Source organism: Kitasatospora sp. NPDC094016 (assembly GCF_040304045.1).
Lineage (GTDB): Bacteria > Actinomycetota > Actinomycetes > Streptomycetales > Streptomycetaceae > Kitasatospora.
Window position 1 is genome coordinate 115,440 of the sequence record NZ_JBEOUK010000019.1, and the last position, 17,774, is coordinate 133,213.

Below are 17,774 nucleotides of genomic sequence, written 5' to 3' on the forward strand. Positions count from 1 at the left end.
AAGAACAGCACACCCATGGCCGTCACCCGTGCCCAGCAGCCGGTTGCCACCACGTCCCTCCCGCTTCCCGTCCGCACCCGGCTGGCCCACCCCGCGCTGCTGCTGACCGGCATCCTGCTGGTCGCGCTGAACATGCGCGCCTGCCTGGCGGCGGTGTCGCCGATGGTCGGCGAGATCCAGCGGACCTTCGGACTCTCCGCCACCGCGAGCGGACTGATCACCACCGTGCCGGTGCTGTTCCAGGGCGTCGGCGCCCCGCTCACCCCCCGGCTGACCCGGCGGTTCGGCACCGAACGGGTGGTGCTGGGCGCGGTCCTGGTGCTGGGCGCGGGCGTGCTGCTGCGGGTGCTGCCCTCGGTGGCGGCGCTGTACGCGGGCTGCGTGGTGATCGGCGTGGCCATCGCGGTGCTGAACGTGTCGATGCCGGGCCTGGTGAAGCGGGAGTTCCCGGACCGGGCGGCGGCGATGACCGGCGTCTACTCGACCACCATGCTGGTCGGCGCGACCCTGGCGGCCGGTCTGTCGGTGCCGCTGGAGCACGCCCTCGGCGGCGGCTGGCAGGCCTCGCTGGGCACCTGGTCGCTGCTCGCGCTGATCGCCGCGGTGGCCTGGCTGCCGCAGGTGCTGCGCTCCCGGCAGGAGCGGGCGGCGGTCGCGGCGCCGACCGGCCTCTCCGCCGGACGGGTGGCCGGCCCTGCGGCCGGTCGGGCGGCGGCCGAGAAGCCGATCGAGGGCATCTGGCGCTCGCCGATGGCCTGGCAGATCAGCCTCTTCATGGGCATCTCGTCGCTGCTGGTGTACACCCTGGTCGCCTGGATGCCGACCATCCTGGCCGACCACGGCATGGACCGCGGCGAGGCCGGTCTGGTCTTCGCCTTCTCCAACCTGGTGCAGGTCGCGGGCGCCTTCCTGGTGCCGCTGCTGGCCGGCCGGATGACCCGCCAGCGCGGGCTGGCGGTGGCCATGGCCGGGCTGAACGGCCTCGGCGTCGCCCTGCTGCTGATCGCGCCGGTGTCCGGCGCCTGGGTGTCGGCGACCATCCTGGGCGTCGCCCAGGGCGGTTCGCTGGGCCTGGGTCTGGCGTTCATCGTGCTGCGCACCGGCAGCGCGGCCGGCGCCGCCCAGCTGGGCGGGATGTCGCAGGCGGTCGGCTACCTGGTCGCGGCGGCGGGCCCGGTCGGCGCCGGCGCGCTGCACCAGCTCACCGGCGGCTGGACGGCCACCCTGGTGCTGATGCTGGTGCTGGCCACCGTGGTCGGCGCGGCCGGCTGGGGCGCGGGCCGCAACCGGACGCTCGGCTAGCACCTCCGCTCGGACCGACCCGGGCCGATCCTGACCGACCCGGGCCGACCCCGGCTGCCCCGGACCGACCCCGGCTGCCCCGGGCCGACCCCGGCCGGCTACTCCTCGGCGGCCAGGGTCAGTCCGGCCAGCTTCACCGAGGCCAGCACCGTCGCCGCGACGGTGACCGCCAGCAGCAGCGGGACGGCCACCCCGAGCGAGACGTCGGCGCCGATCGCGGCGTCCCCCGCGACCGCCTCGGCCACCGACCGGCCCCACTGCTGGACGCTCAGCGTCCGGGCGCCCGACACGAAGTTGCCGATCAGCGACTCCCAGACCAGCGCGTACCCCAGCCCGGCCACCACCGCGTGCCGGGTGACCACGCCGAGCAGCAGGAACAGCGCGCTGTACGCCGCCCCGGCGACCAGCACCGCCACGGTGTAGCCGAGCGCGATGCCGTCCCTGGTGCCGATCAGCAGCAGGCCGCAGAGCAGCGTCGGGAGGGCCGCGAACACCCAGGTGGTGCCGATCGCGACGACCAGTTTGGTGGTGACGATCTTCCACCGCGGCAGCGGCTTGGCCAGCAGGTAGACGATCGAGCCGTCGTCGATCTCGGTGGCGATCACGCCGGTGCCGACGACCAGGCCGAGGATCGGCACCAGGGTGCCGAGGCCGAGCTGCCCGAGGATCTTGACGGTGAGGTCGTGCTCGTTCCCGCTGGCGGTGCCGCTCGCGACGGCCGAGATGACCAGCAGCAGGGCGGGGACCACCAGCAGCAGGAGGCCGCGGCGGCGGCCCAGCAGGCCGCGCAGGGTCAGCCTGGCGACGGTCGGGTTCATGGTCGGTCGGCCCTTTCCTGGGTCCGGTACGGGAGTTCGGTGGCTCGGACGCCGGGCCTCACGCGGAGACCAGGTAGGAGAAGACGCTCTCCAGCGACTCGTCCGCCGGCGAGACGGTGTACAGCCGGATGTCCGCCTCCCGGGCGACCCGGGGCAGCAGGGTGGTGAAGCCCTGGAAGTTCACCGCCTCGATCCGCAGCGCCCGTTCCCGCGCGTCCACCTCGACACCGGTCGTGGAGCCGTCGGCGATCAGCGCGGCGGCCAGCCGGCGGTCGTCGCTGGAGCGGACCAGATAGCGGTGCGGCCGGTCGGTCATCAGCCGGCGGATCTTCCGGAAGTCACCCGAGGCGGCGTGCCGGCCGGCCACCACGACCTCGATGTGCCGGGCCAGTTGCTCGACCTCCTCCAGGATGTGGGAGGAGAACAGCACCGTCCGCCCGTCCGCGCCGAACCGGCGCAACAGCTCCATCAGCTGGAGCCGCTGGCGCGGGTCCATGCCGTTGAACGGTTCGTCGAGCAGCAGCACGGCCGGGTCGTGGACCAGCGCGGAGGCCATCTTGACCCGCTGCTTCATGCCCTTGGAGTACGTCCCGGTGCGGCGGTCCTTGGCGTAGTCCATCTCCACCAGGTCCAGGGCGCGCCGGGCGGCGGCGCCCGGGTCGGCGAGGCCGTGCAGTTCGGCGTTGGCGAGCACGAACTCCCAGCCGGTCAGGTAGTCGTACATCGACTCCCGCTCCGGGACCAGGCCGATCTGCCGGTACACCTGCTGGTTGCGCCAGATCGGCGCGCCGTCCAGGGTGACCGCCCCGCTGGAGGGCGAGAGGAAGCCGCTCATCATGTGGATGAGGGTCGACTTGCCCGCACCGTTCGGACCGAGCAGGCCCGTGATGCCTGGGCCGATCGTCATACTGATGTCGTTGACGGCGACCACGTTCCCGAACCAGCGGGAGACCTTGTCGATGGTGATGGTGGCCATGACGCCCTCTCAAACTCCTCGGTTCATCAGACGCTGCGGTAACGGCGCAGCAGCAGCCCGTACGAGCCGGACACCATCGCGACGACGGCGGCGGTGAAGACGACCACGCCGAGCCCGCCGGGCGCGTGCATCCGGCCGTCCATCCCGCCGACGTCGAAGAGCTGGTTGGTCAGGCTCTCCACCAGGTCGTTCGGCGACAGCAGCGCGATCCACTGGGCGGAGTCCGGGACGGTGAACTCGGTGGCGGTGCCGATCCGGGTCAGGATCGCCACCACGGCCGTGCTGATCGCCAGGTAGCCCATGATCCCGGCCACCCCGAAGCCGCGGCGCGGGGTCGCGGCGGCGACCACCAGCGCCACCGAGGTCGGCACCAGGGAGTACAGCAGGGCGGCGACCAGGCCGGACAGGAAGTGCCCGGTGTTGTGCCCGAAGTCCAGCCCGCCGAGCAGCGCCCCGATGTAGAGGACCAGCAGCGGCGCCGCCATCAGCAGGAACTGGGCGCTGACCATGGCGGCGAACTTGGCCCGGACGTAGTCGGCGCGGGTGATCGGGCGGGAGAAGTACAGCGGGACGGTGTGGTGCCGGAGATCCCGGGAGAACAGCACCGGCGCCTGCGAGGCCAGGAAGGTCGACACGATCAGCACGAACGAGGACAGGTACCGCGGGTAGTCCAGCGGCAGCTCCTTCGCGCTGGTGGCGAGCGCGATCGCCACCATGACCACGGCCGGCAGCGTGACCACGCCGAGCACCAGCATCGGCAGCACCTTGGACTTGCCGGAGCGCCCGAGCCCGTACGCGGCGCGCAGGCTCTGGGTGAACAGCGAGCGCGTCGCGTAGGCCCGGCCGAGCCGGGGCCCGGTGTAGCCGCGGTAGCCGATGTCGTGGATGACGCCGGTGTCGGCGGACCTGGTGTCAGGAGGCAGCGACATCGTCCGTCCCTCCCCTGCTCTCGTCGGTGAAGAGTTCGGCGACCCGGTGGCGGCGCTGCTCCAGCCGGACCAGGCCGAGACCCAGGCCGGCGACGGTGTCGCGGATGGTGTCGTAGGTGTCGTCGCCGGCCAGCCGGACCAGCAGCAGGTGCGAGCCCTCCGGCTGGACGGACAGCCCGGCGGCGGCCAGCCGTTCGCGGACGGCGTCGCCCGGCTCCGGCACGGCGTCCTGCGGGTGGTCCGTCACCTCGACCGCCAGGACGGCCGTCGCCTCGGTGAAGGAGGCGGTGGAGGAGGAGCGCAGCAGCTTGCCGCCGTCGATCACGACCAGGTGGTCGCAGGTGCGCTCCAGCTCGCCGAGCAGGTGGGTGGTGACCAGCACCGAGATCCCGAAGTCGGTGTGCACCCGGCGGATCAGGCCCAGCATCTCGTCCCGGCCGGCCGGGTCGAGGCCGTTGGTCGGCTCGTCCAGCAGCACCAGCTTCGGGTCGTGCACCAGCGCCTGGGCGAGCTTGACCCGCTGCTTCATGCCCGTCGAGTACCCGCCCATCGGCCGGTACCGCTCCTCGTACAGGCCGACGTGCCGCAGGGTGTCCGCGGTGCGCTCGCGGGCGGCGGTGGCCGGCAGCCCCGCCATCCGCGCCATGTGCACCACGAACTCGGTCGCCGACACGTCCGGCGGCAGGCAGTCGTGCTCGGGCATGTAGCCGACCCGTTCGCGGATCTCCGGGCCCCGGGTGGCGACGTCCAGGCCGAGGACCTCGCCGCGGCCGGACGTCGCCGGGGCGAGGCCGAGCAGGATCTTGATGAGGGTGGACTTGCCCGCCCCGTTGGCCCCGACCAGCCCGACCACCCCGGGCCGCACCTCGACGGTGAGCTGGTCGAGGGCGATGACCCGGGGGAACCTCTTGGTGAGGCCGTCCGTCTTGATGACAGCAGTGGACACCCACTCAACGTAACGGGCTTACGCGTCAAGGGCTATGAGCTGGAATGACGAGCCCGTCTGGTGCTGCGGTATGACGCCGCGGAGGATCTCCCCTAAGGGGCGGAGCACCTCCCCCTCAGGGTCAGGACGTCCTCGTCGCCCATGCGGAGGCCGGCCACGTGAACTCCGGCGGCGACGACCCCGGGGCGGCGGTCTTCGGTCGGCCCCCAACGGCGCGACCAGAAGCTACGGGGCGGCGATCGCGAATCCCAGCACGACCGCGGCCGAGACCACGACGGCACCCGGCGCGAGGTCAGTCTCGGAAACGCCACCGGAGTCGCCGTGCCCGCGGTACCAGCCGCTTCCGATGCTCTCCGGGTCGACGTCCTCGATGTGGACGACCTGGCCCAGCCGCACGCCCGCGGCCTCCGCGTACAACTCGGCCTTCGCCCTCACAGGCCCGGACGGCGTCCGCCCGGGCCCGCGCCCTCAGGTCCGGCTTGCTGCGTACGTCGAAGTCGACGCCCTCCACCTGGTTGGCCCCCGCCTCCACTGCGGCGATCAGGAACGGTTCGAGATAACCGGTGATTGCTCAGTCAGGCATGACCTGGCAGGGCTGGCTCCAAGGTGCCCGCGAGGACGACGGCGGACGGCACCGCCACGCATTCGGCTGCTTCACCTGCGAGCAGGTCCCGGGAACCCTGCGACTCACTCGAAGCAGCCACATTCGGGATGCTTTCCGACTTAGATCCCATAAAACCAAGTATCGACCAAGCATTAAAGCGCCATATTTCGGTCATCCGAACTTGAAGCCCACCTCCAGGGGGGTGGCAATGACACAGCCCGCATGCAGTCTCTGCTCCTTCACTGTTGCTGCCGGACGTCTCGCTTCCACCGGCGCGCCCGGCCGTCAGGTCCGGCGCTTCCCGCCAGAACCGGGGTCTCGCTTGATCTCCCATCGCCGTCACCTCGAAGCACCACCACATCGGTAATGAGCCATTCCGTGCCGGACTTTTCCATGGCCCGCGAAGCACTCGGAAGGGATGTTCTATTGGGCCACGAGCTGATCGCCGGTGCTCACGCAGGGCGCCGAGCAGCGCGATTGATCGGTTTGGCATGGATTCCGATCGTCTGCACTCGGTGCGACCCATAAGCAACTTCACCCCGATTCGATCTGCCATCGAGCGGTCATCGAATTGCCCTTCGGAATCGGCTTGTTGGCATTGCACGGCGCAAATTCTCGCTGTACTTGATCTCGATGTGGCGCCATTCTTACAGTAAGCGAACATGCGTACCATTCGGCGGGCTTGCCCGCACATGTTTGCCCTTGTTGAGGGCCCCTGCCGATGAGCGGGAGCCAAGGTGAGAGCTAGGGAGGGATCATGCGAAGGATGGCAACCGCTGTGGCCACAGCGATGTTGAGCCTCGCAGCAGTCGGTATCGGAAACGGGACGGCCCAGGCGGATGCCTGGGGCGGATACGACACCCGAGACGGTGGGGTGGGCCTTCGGAGCTGCGCGTCGCAGAGCTGCAACCTGAAGGGCCGCGGCTACGCGGACCAGAAGGCAAACATGTTGTGCTGGGGCTTCGGGCAGACCGTCAACGGCGACCCCAAGTGGAACCACCTGGACCACTACCTGGCCGACGGCAGCTACTTCGGTGACGCGTACAGCGCCCAGAACTACCTCTGGTGGAGCGGCGTAGTTCCTCCCTGTCAGTAGCCGGGGGAGACTTGTCGTGGCCCCGCCCTCTCCGGCGGGGCCACGACGGTGCGAGGCTTGCGTCGACAGGCGACGTCGGACATGAAGGTGGCGTGTTGAATGCGGATGAACAGGGCTCAAGTGGTCATCTCTGTAGTGGCTTTAGCGGTGCTCGCCGCAGGCTGCAGCAAAGACACGAAGGCGGGCGGTGATTCCGACATCGTGGGCGAGCCCGTGGTCCCGCAGATCGGCGCGAACCCGGCAGACGGCTCGCCGGTAACCCATCCGCTGGACGGCTACTCGGTAGGGGCCGAGGAGTCCGCGCTGATCTTCCGAGCCATGGGCCAGGCCACCCGGACCTGCATGACCGCCAAGGGGTTCGACTACGACCCTGGGCCGGCGTCGACACCTCCCCCGCAGACTCCCATCGACACCTCGCTTCTGGGCCTGCTCTCCGTCTCCGCTGCGCAGCAGACCGGGTACCACCGGCCGCCCAGGCCAGAAGGCAACGGCACCTCCGGTACGGGGAATCCGGCCGGGCAGGGCCCCGAATACCAGAAGGCCCTGATGGGGGATCGCGGGACCAAGGCCAGTGCCGCCGATCCCAAGGCAGACCGGGGCTGCATGGGAGAGTTCGAACGGCGGCTCCAGGCGGAGGGCATCAAGAACACCGCCTCGGACTTGGTCGGTACCCTCCGCGCCAAGGCGTACGACCACGCCGCCGTCGACAGCCGGGTCCGCGCCTCGCTCGCGGACTGGCAGAGCTGCATGACCAAGCTGGGTTACAACTACGCGAGTCCGGTACAGGCGAGTTCGGCGGCCTGGCCGGAGCAGGTGTCACAGGAAGAGCGGGACACAGCGGTCGCCGACATGAACTGCAAAGAGCAGGTGAAACTGCTGGCCACCTGGAATGCCGTGCTGACCGCCTACCAGCAGGTGTACATCGGCAGGAACGAGCAGGCCCTCCAAGCAGACAGGGAAATCTCCCAGCAGCGGATCGCCGCAGCCAAGAAGCTGCTGGGCCAGGCATGACGGCGGTGGCAGGCGGCCGTCGCCGTGGTTGGCTCCTGCTGCTCGCCCTGGCCCTCCTCGCCGTCGTCGGATTCGTTGGCACGCTCGCCGCGAACCGGTCGAGTACCGAGAGCGGTGAGGCATTCACAGGTGAACGACTACGCGTCCAACAGGGCTACAGTGACTACTGGAAGGCGATGCTGGTGGCCAATGAGTCCGGTGACGGCTCGGCACTGGCCGATTACGCGGCGGGTGAGCAACTGGAGCTCCTGCGTGCGAACCTGAGCGCCCTGACCAGCGCTGGGCTCGTTGCCAAAGGGTCCGTCGATCACCGGATCCGCAGCATCACGGTGGACGGGAAGTTGGCAACCCTGGTGGACTGCGTCGACGTTGGCAAGTGGATCCAGTACGAGGCGCGGAGCGGAAGAGTTCAACCCGGCCAATTGACGAACCGTCCGAAACAACTGGCGAGTTACACCTTCGCGCCCAGGGATGGCCACTGGCTGGTGACACGGAGCGAGGTGCTGTCGGAGTGCTGAAGGCAGACCAGGGGTGGCTCCCGTGATGCTGCGGTACCAACTTGGGTTCGTTGTCGGCCGATCGTCTCCAACCCCCGTACGTCTCAACGACATCCGACAGGTCATGCTCTTCCCAAGGGCACCATCGAGGAGGAGAGGCACCGTTGACCACGACGACGATGAGCGCTGACGACGACATGACCCAGCCTCTTCCGTCGCCCCCGCCCGCCCGTTCGCGGGCGGCGCGGCGCAGGCGGGTGCTGCTGGGGGTGGCGCTGGCGGCCGCGCTGGTGGCAGTGGGCGGGGTGGGGGCGGCGACGCTGGTGAAGTCCCCGGCGGAGCGGGCCGCGCAGACCGCGCCGCCGCCGAACAGTCTGATCACCGTGCCGGTCGTCAGCCAGGTGCTGACGCCCTCGATCACGGCCCGCGCGGTGGTGTACCCACCCGCGCAGTACAACGTCGTCCCTGTCGCCGCCTCGGCGGAGGTCACCCAACTGTTCGTATCCAAACTGGCCGTGAAGCAGGGGGACGCCGTCGCGGCCGGGAAGCTGCTCGCCGAGGTGTCCGGGCAGCCGCTGTTCGCCCTGCCCGGGGCGGTGCCCGCGTTCCGTGACCTGAAGCCGGGCAGCACCGGGCCCGACGTGGCCGAACTCCAGGACGCTCTGGCCGGATTGGGACACGGCATCGACAGGGACGACAAAGGGACGTACGGATCGGGTACGGCCGCCGCGGTGTCGGCCTTCTACGGCGGGCTCGGCTACCCGGTGCCGACCACCGGCGCCACCACCCAGCAGGCCGTGGACACCGCGCAGAAGGCGGTGGACACGGACAAACAGACGGTGGACGGCCTCGCGGAGAGGAAGAAGGCGGGCTCCGCCCAGCCGCCGACGGCGACCACTCCGCCGCAGGCCCAGCAGCTGCCCCCATCCGGCGATCTCGACCAGCAACTCGTCAACGCGAAGAAGCAGTTGGCCACCGACCAGGCCGCCCTCGCCAGGGCCAGGGCCGCCAACGGCCCGATGGTCCCGGCCGCCCACGTGCTGTTCCTGCCTGCCCTCCCCGCGACCGTCACCGCCGTCAACGGCGCGGTCGGCTCGCCGGTCTCGGGCACCCTGCTCTCGCTCACCAGCGGCGGCCTGGCCGCCACCGGGCAGCTCACCCCGTCCCAGGCGGCGGGCGTGCAACCGGGTATGGCCGTCGAACTGCTCGCCGAGGACACCAACATCACCGTCCCCGGCACCGTCGCCGACGTCGGCGCCCCAACCAGCACTCCGCCGGCGGGCAGGGTCATCGCCCTCGGCGGCGCGGCGGGCGGCGGCAAGGGCGGCCCCGACGGCGGCGGAGCCCCCAACGGCCAGCCCGGCCAGCCCAACGGCCAACCCGGCGGACAGAGCTACGTCCCGGTGACGATCACCCCGAACACCCCGCTGCCCGCCGCGATGAGCGGCAAGAACGTCCGGCTCACCGTCCTGAAGGCCAAGGCGGGCGCCCCCGTCACCGCCGTGCCGATCGCCGCGGTCTCCACCAACGCGGCCGGCCGGACATCCGTCACCACGGTGGACGCGGCTGGGAACCGCACCACCGTCCCGGTGACCACCGGCGTCACCGCGGACGGCCTCGTGGCCGTCACCCCGGCACAGGGCGCGAACCTCAAGGCCGGCGACCAGGTGGTGGTCGGCAAGTGACCGAACCCGCCACCGAGGCCGGCGACAAGCCCGTGATCGCCCTGTACGGCGTCGGCCGCACCCACCTCGGCCGCCCGCCCGTGGTCGCGCTGCGCCCCACCGACCTGACCGTCCGCCGCGGCGAGTACCTGGCCGTCACCGGCCCGTCCGGCTCTGGCAAGTCCACCCTGCTGCACCTGCTCGGCCTGCTCGACACCCCCACCACCGGCCGCTACGAACTGGACGGCATCGACACCGGCGGCCTGCGCGACAAGGACCGCTCGACGCTGCGCGGGCGCCGGATCGGCTTCGTCTTCCAGTCCTTCCACCTGCTGTCGCACCGCACTGCCGAGGAGAACGTCGCCCTCGCCCAGGTCTACAACCACACCCCGCGCCGCGCCCGCGGCGCCGCCGCTGTGGACGCGCTGCGCCTGGTCGGCCTCGGCCACCGGACGGACGCCCTACCCGGCACCATGTCCGGCGGCGAGCGTCAGCGGGTGGCGATCGCCCGCGCCCTGGTGAACCGGCCGAGCCTGCTGCTCTGCGACGAGCCGACCGGCAACCTGGACTCGGCCAACGCCGGGGCGGTGCTCGTCCAGTTCGACGCACTGCACGAGCAGGGCTACACCCTGGTCGTCATCACCCACGACCCTGCCGTGGCCGCCCGCGCCCAGCGCCGGGTGAGCATCCACGACGGCGTGCTCAGCGAGGCGGGAGCACCCGTCCGGTGATCCGCATCCGACGACGCGGCGGAGCCGTGCTCCCCGAGCCACCCTCCCACCTGAGCGCGCGCGACCTGCTCTCCGAGGCCCTGTCCGGCATCCTCCAGCGCCCGGGCCGCTCGGTGCTCACCATGCTCGGCACGGTGCTCGGCATCGGCGCCTTCGTCGCCGTCCTCGGCCTCACCGCAACCGCCACCGGCCAGATCGGCGAGCGGTTCAGCCTCACCAAGGCCACCACTGTCACCGTCACCGACCAGCCGCGCACCGACGGCGTCGCCCCCGGCGCCAACCCGCCGAGCGACTTCCCCGCCGACGTCGACCACCGGATGGCCGCGATCGACGGCGTCCGGGCCGGCGGCGTCTGGTGGCCGGTGCCCGGGGCCCCGACGGTCTCCCGCCGCCCGGACGGCCCCGACGAGGGCACCGGGCTGTCCGTCCTGGCCGCCACCCCGGGCGCGGTGGCCGCGATGGAGCCGACCCTGACCGGCGGGGTCACCCTGGACGAGTTCGTCCAGAAGACCGCGCAGCCGGTGGTGCTGCTCAGCGAGGCCGCCGCCAAGCGCCTCGGGGTGAGCCGGCTGGACGCCCAGCCGGCCGTCTTCATCGACCGTGTCCCGTACACCGTGGTCGGCATCTACTCGAACGTCCAACGCCAGCCGGGCGCCCTGTTGAGCCTGCTGATCCCGGCGAGTACGGCGCTCGAGCGGTACGGCAACCCGGCCCCGCAGCCGGACCGCGGCGCGCAGGGGCTGGTCGCCACCCGGGTCGGCGCCGCGCCGGTGGTGGCGGCCCAACTCCCGCTCGCGCTGCGGCCGGACGCCCCAGAGGCGTTCACGGTCGTCCCGCCGCCGGACCCGCACAGCCTGCAGGACACGGTGACCTCCGACCTGACCGGACTGTTCCTGGCGCTGGCCGGGATCTGCCTGCTGGTCGGCGCGGTCGGGATCGCCAACACCACGCTGGTCGCCGTCCTGGAACGGACCGCGGAGATCGGCCTGCGCCGCTCCCTGGGCGCCCGCACCGGCCACATCGCGGCCCAGTTCCTCACCGAGTCGACGGCGCTCGGCACCCTCGGCGGGCTGATCGGCACCGGCCTCGGCGTGGTGACGGTGGTCTCCGTCGCCGCCGCCCGCGACTGGACCGCCGTCCTGCAGCCCGCCACCACCCTGCCCGCCCCGCTCATCGGCACGGTCGTCGGCCTCCTGGCCGGCCTCTACCCGGCCCTCCGCGCCGCCCGCACCGACCCGCTGAAGGCCCTCAGGAGCACATAGGCGGGGGCGGCGGTAATGTCCCGCGCATGTAGGAAGGACTTGACTCCGTCGACTGGGCCCGGCCGGGACACAACTACGGGTCGACTGAGGACACGGTGCTTGCCGGTATGGGGCTTGCCTGCGTTGGCCCGGTCTGCGAGCGTGTCCTCCAGCCGCCGCGACATGTCGTCGGAGATGGTGAGCAGTTCTTCGAGGTCCCTGGGCTGCCGCAGCAGCCGGTCGGGGTGGTAGACGATGATGTGGCGGAACTCCCGCTCGCCCACGCCGGCGAGGAGTTCCTGGAGCCGCGGTGGAAAATGGCGCCCCCACGCCACCCTGGTGACCGTATCGCCCGACCGGCTGTGAAACAGGGATTCGTCCGATCTTCCCGACGGACGTAGGGTCGCCGGTATGCGACTGAGCACCGTGATCCTCCCCATCCACCGGTGGGGCGAGGGGCAGAAGATCTGGCGGCGGGCCGAGGAGCTCGGGTTCCATGCCGCGTACACCTATGACCACCTGTCGTGGCGGTCGTTCCGCGACGAGCCGTGGTTCGGGTCGATCCCGACACTGACGGCGGCGGCCACCGCGACCGAGCGCCTGCGGCTCGGGACGCTCGTGACCTCGCCAAACTTCCGCCACCCCGTGACACTGGCGAAGGAGCTGATCACGCTGGACGACGTGTCCGGCGGGCGGGTCACGCTGGGGATCGGGGCCGGCGGGACGGGCTTCGACGCGACGGCGATGGGCCAGGAGGCGTGGTCGCCGAAGGAGCGGGCGGACCGGTTCGGGGAGTTCCTGCCGCTGCTGGACGAGCTGCTGCGCACCGACGCCACGACGCGCGAGGGCACGTACTACTCGGCGGTCGAGGCGCGGAACATCCCCGGCTGCGTGCAGACCCCCCGGGTGCCGTTCTACGTCGCCGCGACCGGGCCGCGCGGGCTGCGGCTGGCGGCCGAGTACGGGCAGGGCTGGGTGACGTACGGCGACGCGAAGGGCCCCGCGGACGTGCCGGTCGAGCAGGCGCCCGGCGTGATCGCCGCGCAGATCGCGAAGCTGACGGCCGTCTGCGAGGCACGGGGCCGGGACGCCGCGACGCTGGAGAAGGTGCTGCTCCAGGGCTCGACCGCCGAGAAGCCTCTGCAGTCGCTGGACGCCTTCGTGGACTGGGCCGGCACCTACCGCGACCTGGGAATCACCGAGTTGGTGATCCACTGGCCCGTCCCGGACTCGATCTTCGAGAACGACCTCGCCGTCTTCGAGAAGATCGCCACCGAGGGCCTCGCCCAGCTGGCCTGATCAAGGATTCGCTTCACGTGGTTCGCGCCGCCGACCCAAGCGGAGCGACCAGTCCGCCGGCGGCCGACGGGCCGTTGGCGGACAAGCGGCGACACTCAGCTGTCTCGGCCCTGGGTGACCACGGACTCCGTTCCATCGGGCGTCGCGCCGACGCCCGACCCGGCCCACTCGGCCGGCCTTCTTGCCGCCGGGATCACGGCACTCGGACGCATGCCGTCGACCCTGCGTGTTCACTCCGGCAGGTGAGGTTTCGAGCGACCCCCGGCGACGGCGCCTTCACGACCGCTACCGTGGCGCCATGGGTGCGGCGGGCAGGGCGGGCCGAGCTTTCGGCCATGCCGGATGAGGGCCACCGTCGATGCCTACGGCGAGAGCCGAGCAACTCGCACATCACTGCTTCGGAACCGGCTTGTGGGGAGACCAGGACATGGCGATCGCCGTTCGGGGCGCGGATCACGGCGAGCGCTCGCTCACCGACCTGATCGAGCGCTGTGCCGAGTTGAAGGGGGAACTGGTCGCCTTCGCGCAGGGTGCGCGCTTCGACCGGTGGTTGACTCCCCTGCTGCTGGAGGCCGCCGGGCCTGAGCGGCTGCTGGACGAGGCTGAGGCGGTCCGGATCACCGACCACTTCATCCTGCGCTTCCGCCTGCCGGACGGTTCGACGGTGGTGGACCGGTTCGTCGGTGGGCGGCGGGACTTGGACGGAATCGACCGGGAGATGCTGCTTGGCTGGCGGGACCCGGTCGAGGGGATCTTCGAGATCCGCCGCAAGGACGGGGATGCCCTCGTCCTGCTGAACCTGATCGACGACCTGGAGTACCGCACGTACTCGAACGCCGGACGGGCCGCTTTCCGCGGAGTGACGAAGGGAGGGTTCCTCCACACCTGCCTGGTGCCGGTCTTCTCGGCCGACGGGACGTGGCTGGTCTCCGGGGCGATGTCGTTCTACCCCAGGTCCAGCGCCACCGAGATCGCCCGGGCGGCACTCCAGTTGGCCACCAGCCACCCCGAACTGGTCTTCCGCAACCCCGAGAAGATCGAGCAGGGATGGGAGTCGATGCGGGCGGACCGGGACGCGTTCGTCGAGTTCTTCGGCGGTGACGAACTGGTCCTTCCGCCCGCCGAAGCCGAGGAACGGCTCAACGCCTACTACCGGCACCGGCAGGAGGACGCCGCCGCCGGGCATCCCGACCGCGCCCGGGGCAGGCGGCTCCCGGGCCTCGACTTTCCGGCTTTCGAGCTGCCGCGGGACCTCGCGGACGCGGACACCATCGGAGTCGTCTACGACGAGGTCGACGGGCTCAACTTCTACGCGGACTACGGGCTGTTGCGGGAGCTCTTCGCCGATCCTTCCCTCACCGGCCGCAAACCGCACCAGGACCTGCTGCGCACGTACCTGCGCGAGGAGTCGATCACGCCACTGCCGATCCGCCGACTGGCCGCCGCCCACCCGGAGACCGCCGACTCGGTGTTCCGGAAGCTGCTGCGGAAACCCGGGTTCACCTGGGGCGAGCACGGCGAGGAACTGTTGCGCCGGCGCAAGCCCTGGTACTACGCGCAGGAGCCCCGGCCCGGCGTCTCCGTCGTCGGCGAGCGCCTCGGCGAACTGGCGGCCGGCGGGCGACGGCAGCGGTTCACCAGCGCACGGCGCTTGCCGGGCCGACCCCGCCGCCCGTAGCCGCGAACGCCGTGGCCGCCGCCGCGAACGCCGTGCCGCCGTGGCGCCGTGGCGGCGTCGTCAGAAGTCCGCTGAAGGGCGGCCGGTCAGAGCTGGCGCACGATGGGGACGGTGGCGGTGCCGCGCCGGCGGGCGTCGCGGCGGGCGAGGCCGGGGGATTCGCCGGTGCCGAGGATCCGGCCGTCGGCGATCGCGATCCAGGTGCCCGGTGCCAGTTCGGTGGGCCGGGTGAGGGACAGGGCCGACGTCAGGGCGGGGTCCGGCTGGAGGCGGTCGGGGTGCGGGGCCGGCGACGCGGTGCCGGCGCGCCAGCGGGCCGTCGTCCGCTCGCCGCCCAGCCGGCGTGACCACAGCACGTGCTGCAGCACGATCAGGGGGCCGAGCACGGTCAGCAGCGGGAAGCCCGCCGTCAGCGCGCCCAAGGCGAACAGCCCGCTGACCGCGCTGGTCACGACCACGCCGACGGCTGCCGCCAGCAGCGCGGCCGTCCGTCCGAACGCCTTGGCGGCGACCAGGGGGAACAGTACGAGGAGCAGCAGGTCGCCGAGGCCCACGGCGACCGGCGGGCTGCCGCCCGTCAGGACGAGCATCGGGGCGAACGGCCGTCCCTGGACCTGGGTGACGAAGTTCGCGGTGACCTGCGTCAGGGTGGTCGCGACCAGGTCGTAGCAGGTCAGGACGGCGGCCAGGCCGGCCGCGTGCGCCGATCGCATTCCGCTCTGCGTCCACAGGTTGGCCACGCCCACCACCGCGACGGCGAGCATCACGTCGGTGCAGGCGCGCACCGCGGCGGGGTGGCCGCTGCACGCCGCCGTGGCACCGGCGGCCACGAGGGCGAGGCCCCAGGCCCAGCGGCCGGAGCAGACCGGCGCCAGGGTGAACTGCACCGCCAGGCAGAGCACCAGGCCGAACAGCGCCGAGACGACCACGCCCGGCAGCTTGAGGTAGAGCAGCGGCGCCAGCACGACGCCGATGCACAGGACGGCGATGTCGCCCGAGGTGTAGACGCCCACCGGAGGCCTGGGCATCCGCACGCGGGCCAGGTACCCCCCGGCCGCGGCCATCAGCAGGGCCACGCAGCAGCTCAGGGCGATGAGGGGGATCGCGTTCATGCGCCGCTCCCGGCCCGGACGCCGACCGGACGGGCCGACTCGAAGGTGTGTTCCCGCAGGTCCGCGCGGACCGGACTGGACGGCGGCAGTTTCGACCGGTCGTCGTGGAGCACGATGCCGGCCAGCGGCAGCCCCGCCGCCGACGCCCGCTCCTCCAGCCTGCGGTGCAGTGTCGCCGCGGGCAGCGCCCGGACCAGGAGGTGCAGCAGCGCACCGCCGTCCGGCTCCTCGGTCAGCGTGTACCGGGCCGGCAGCGGCACGTCCGGCTCCCCCTCGACCAGGTCGAGGACGTCCCTGGTCGGTACGGAGGCGCTGAGCGGCCCCGACCAGCGGCCCAGGACGGCGGACGTGGCCGGCAGGTGCGCCCACTCGCACCCGGTCTCGCCGACGGGCAGCCGGACCAGGTCGCCGGTGGCGTAGCGCAGCAGCAGGGTGCACTCCCGGTAGGGCACGAAGGGGGTGTGCACCAGCATCCCGACCTCCCCCGGCGCGGTCGGCTCCCAGGTCTGCGGGTCGAGCACCTCCAGGTGCCCGAACTCGGTGGTGTGGTGCAGATGCCCCTGGGAGCACGGCGTGCCGCCGGAGGGGAGCGTCTCCGTCATCAGGTAGGACGTGGACACCGGTGCGCCGAACGCCGCTTCGGCCCGCTCCCGCAGGGGGGCCGACAGTACCTCGCCGCCCACCCCGATACTCTCCAGCCCGAAGTCCGCGGACCGCCACCCACCCTGTTCGGCCTCCTGCACGAGCGCGGAGAGGTACGACGCGGAGGCGGTGAGGTGGGTGATCTGCGGGGCCTTGCCGGGCAGGCCGAGCGGTGCGGCGAGGCGTTCCAGGGCGAGCGCGGGGTCGATCGTCCCGAACTGGACGAACGAGGCGCCGACCCGGGTGGTGGACTCCTCCGCGACGACCAACGGCAGGGTGGCCCTGGAGCAGCCCGCGTAGGCCACGGTGTGCCGGGGACGCAGCCCGAGGGTCAGGGCCGCCGAGATGGTGCTGAGGGCGATCGTCGTCTCCAACTCGGCCCGGGAGTACCAGACCGCCGTCGGGGTGCCGCTGGTGCCGGTGGTCAGCGCCATCAGGGCGGGCGCGGCGGCGGCGGAGACGAACGCGGCGGGCAGGCCGCGCAGGGCCGCCTTCGGGGTGACGGGCACCCGCGACCAGGTCTCCGTGTCGAGCGTCTCGGGGTCGATCCCGAGGTCGTCGAAGGTCCGCCGGTAGTAGGCCGTGTGGCGGACGGCGGCGCGCGCGGTGGCCCGCAGGCTCCGCCGGGTGACCGTGCGCCGCACCTCCGGGTCGACCTGACCGGCCTGCCCGGGCAGCAGCGCCGAGTCCGCGCCCGGTTCGCCGAACTCGGCGAGCGTACGGACCATGTCGTCGGCGATCCGCCCGAGGTCCTGCGGCCGGATCCTGCGGTTGAGCAGGATCGATGCGCCGTACCGGAGTTGACTCACCGCAGTGCCGAACACGAGACCTCCTGGAACCTGGGCCGGGGATGCTCACCCCGGCCCAGGCCGGGACGACTCGGTCAGGCCATGTGCGCGAACATGGCGGCGGTGAGGGTGCTCAGGGCGTACTTGAAGTAGTGCTTGACCATGTCAAGACCTCCTGGTGGGGGTGGCCGGCGCGGCCGAGCACGCCCCGATGACGTGTGCCGGCGCCGGCAGGTGGGGAGTGCAGTTTAGGGAATCGAACAAACCTCGACCAGGGGTGAGGCAGCATCAAATTCCGTGCCCTGGAAGGGCAGTGCCGCAGCCAGGCCGGACAGGGCCTAAGGGCAATGCCAGTGACTTTGGGGTGCCTGTCTCGTTGGTTGTGGTGTGGCGAGAGTGGGGCAGGTCAAGTCGCCTGCGAGTGAGCGGTTGTCGGACCG

General features: G+C 71.7%; 16 protein-coding genes and 1 pseudogene. 9 read left to right on the forward strand and 8 right to left on the reverse strand.

The annotated features are described in order from the left end of the window. The first annotated feature begins 15 nt into the window (after window positions 1-15). Window positions 16-1,302, forward strand: a complete 1,287-nt coding sequence (locus tag ABT015_RS19760) for a CynX/NimT family MFS transporter (RefSeq protein WP_350880685.1) — start codon at window positions 16-18, stop codon at window positions 1,300-1,302. Window positions 1,303-1,400: 98 nt separating this feature from the next. Here the strand turns inward: ABT015_RS19760 and ABT015_RS19765 are convergent, their stop codons facing one another. From ABT015_RS19765 to ABT015_RS37995, 6 genes and pseudogenes are all read right to left on the reverse strand, one after another. Further along, on the reverse strand, window positions 1,401-2,120 hold the full coding sequence (locus ABT015_RS19765; RefSeq protein ID WP_063348377.1) for an ABC transporter permease: 720 nt from the start codon (window positions 2,118-2,120) through the stop codon (window positions 1,401-1,403). A 58-nt stretch (window positions 2,121-2,178) separates the two neighbouring features. Next, window positions 2,179-3,096, reverse strand: coding sequence for an ABC transporter ATP-binding protein (locus ABT015_RS19770; RefSeq protein WP_350880687.1), 918 nt, complete (start codon window positions 3,094-3,096; stop codon window positions 2,179-2,181). Window positions 3,097-3,122: 26 nt separating this feature from the next. Continuing rightward, on the reverse strand, window positions 3,123-4,025 hold the full coding sequence (locus ABT015_RS19775) for an ABC transporter permease (RefSeq protein ID WP_350880689.1): 903 nt from the start codon (window positions 4,023-4,025) through the stop codon (window positions 3,123-3,125). Further along, complete coding sequence (locus tag ABT015_RS19780) at window positions 4,009-4,971, reverse strand: ABC transporter ATP-binding protein (protein WP_350880691.1); 963 nt, start codon at window positions 4,969-4,971, stop codon at window positions 4,009-4,011. The genes ABT015_RS19775 and ABT015_RS19780 overlap by 17 nt, the downstream gene beginning before the upstream one ends. A gap of 225 nt (window positions 4,972-5,196) precedes the next feature. Further along, window positions 5,197-5,406 carry an SIMPL domain-containing protein gene (locus tag ABT015_RS19785; protein WP_350880693.1) on the reverse strand — a complete coding sequence of 70 codons (210 nt, stop codon included), beginning with the start codon at window positions 5,404-5,406 and terminating at the stop codon, window positions 5,197-5,199. A gap of 52 nt (window positions 5,407-5,458) precedes the next feature. Then, window positions 5,459-5,503: pseudogene (locus tag ABT015_RS37995) on the reverse strand (hypothetical protein); the annotation flags it as partial. Window positions 5,504-6,521: 1,018 nt separating this feature from the next. On the opposite strand from ABT015_RS37995, the gene ABT015_RS19790 reads away from it, so the two are divergent. The 8 genes from ABT015_RS19790 (at window position 6,522) to ABT015_RS19825 (ending at window position 14,792) form a co-directional block, all read left to right on the forward strand. After that, complete coding sequence (locus ABT015_RS19790) at window positions 6,522-6,671, forward strand: hypothetical protein (protein ID WP_350880695.1); 150 nt, start codon at window positions 6,522-6,524, stop codon at window positions 6,669-6,671. Window positions 6,672-6,770: 99 nt separating this feature from the next. Then, the gene (locus ABT015_RS19795) at window positions 6,771-7,682 is read left to right on the forward strand and encodes a hypothetical protein (protein WP_350880697.1); all 912 of its coding nucleotides are present in this window, start codon (window positions 6,771-6,773) and stop codon (window positions 7,680-7,682) included. After that, window positions 7,679-8,200: a hypothetical protein gene (locus tag ABT015_RS19800; protein ID WP_350880699.1), complete on the forward strand. Its 522-nt coding sequence runs from the start codon at window positions 7,679-7,681 to the stop codon at window positions 8,198-8,200. The genes ABT015_RS19795 and ABT015_RS19800 overlap by 4 nt, the downstream gene beginning before the upstream one ends. A 143-nt stretch (window positions 8,201-8,343) precedes the next feature. After that, window positions 8,344-9,864 (forward strand): peptidoglycan-binding domain-containing protein, encoded by a 1,521-nt coding sequence (locus ABT015_RS19805; RefSeq protein WP_350880701.1) that lies wholly within the window; start codon window positions 8,344-8,346, stop codon window positions 9,862-9,864. Further along, window positions 9,861-10,574: an ABC transporter ATP-binding protein gene (locus ABT015_RS19810; RefSeq protein WP_350880703.1), complete on the forward strand. Its 714-nt coding sequence runs from the start codon at window positions 9,861-9,863 to the stop codon at window positions 10,572-10,574. Before ABT015_RS19805 ends, ABT015_RS19810 begins: the two co-directional genes overlap by 4 nt. Continuing rightward, window positions 10,571-11,836 (forward strand): ABC transporter permease, encoded by a 1,266-nt coding sequence (locus ABT015_RS19815; protein ID WP_502897354.1) that lies wholly within the window; start codon window positions 10,571-10,573, stop codon window positions 11,834-11,836. Before ABT015_RS19810 ends, ABT015_RS19815 begins: the two co-directional genes overlap by 4 nt. Window positions 11,837-12,226: 390 nt before the next feature. Beyond that, window positions 12,227-13,114: an LLM class flavin-dependent oxidoreductase gene (locus tag ABT015_RS19820; RefSeq protein ID WP_350880707.1), complete on the forward strand. Its 888-nt coding sequence runs from the start codon at window positions 12,227-12,229 to the stop codon at window positions 13,112-13,114. A 427-nt stretch (window positions 13,115-13,541) separates the two neighbouring features. Further along, the gene (locus ABT015_RS19825; RefSeq protein ID WP_350880709.1) at window positions 13,542-14,792 is read left to right on the forward strand and encodes a hypothetical protein; all 1,251 of its coding nucleotides are present in this window, start codon (window positions 13,542-13,544) and stop codon (window positions 14,790-14,792) included. An 86-nt stretch (window positions 14,793-14,878) separates the two neighbouring features. Here ABT015_RS19825 and ABT015_RS19830 read toward each other — a convergent pair whose 3' ends face one another. Together ABT015_RS19830 and ABT015_RS19835 are read right to left on the reverse strand one after the other, a co-directional pair. Next, the gene (locus ABT015_RS19830; RefSeq protein WP_350880711.1) at window positions 14,879-15,904 is read right to left on the reverse strand and encodes a hypothetical protein; all 1,026 of its coding nucleotides are present in this window, start codon (window positions 15,902-15,904) and stop codon (window positions 14,879-14,881) included. After that, window positions 15,901-17,370, reverse strand: coding sequence for a phenylacetate--CoA ligase family protein (locus ABT015_RS19835; protein WP_350880713.1), 1,470 nt, complete (start codon window positions 17,368-17,370; stop codon window positions 15,901-15,903). Before ABT015_RS19835 ends, ABT015_RS19830 begins: the two co-directional genes overlap by 4 nt. Between the last annotated feature and the right edge of the window lie 404 nt (window positions 17,371-17,774).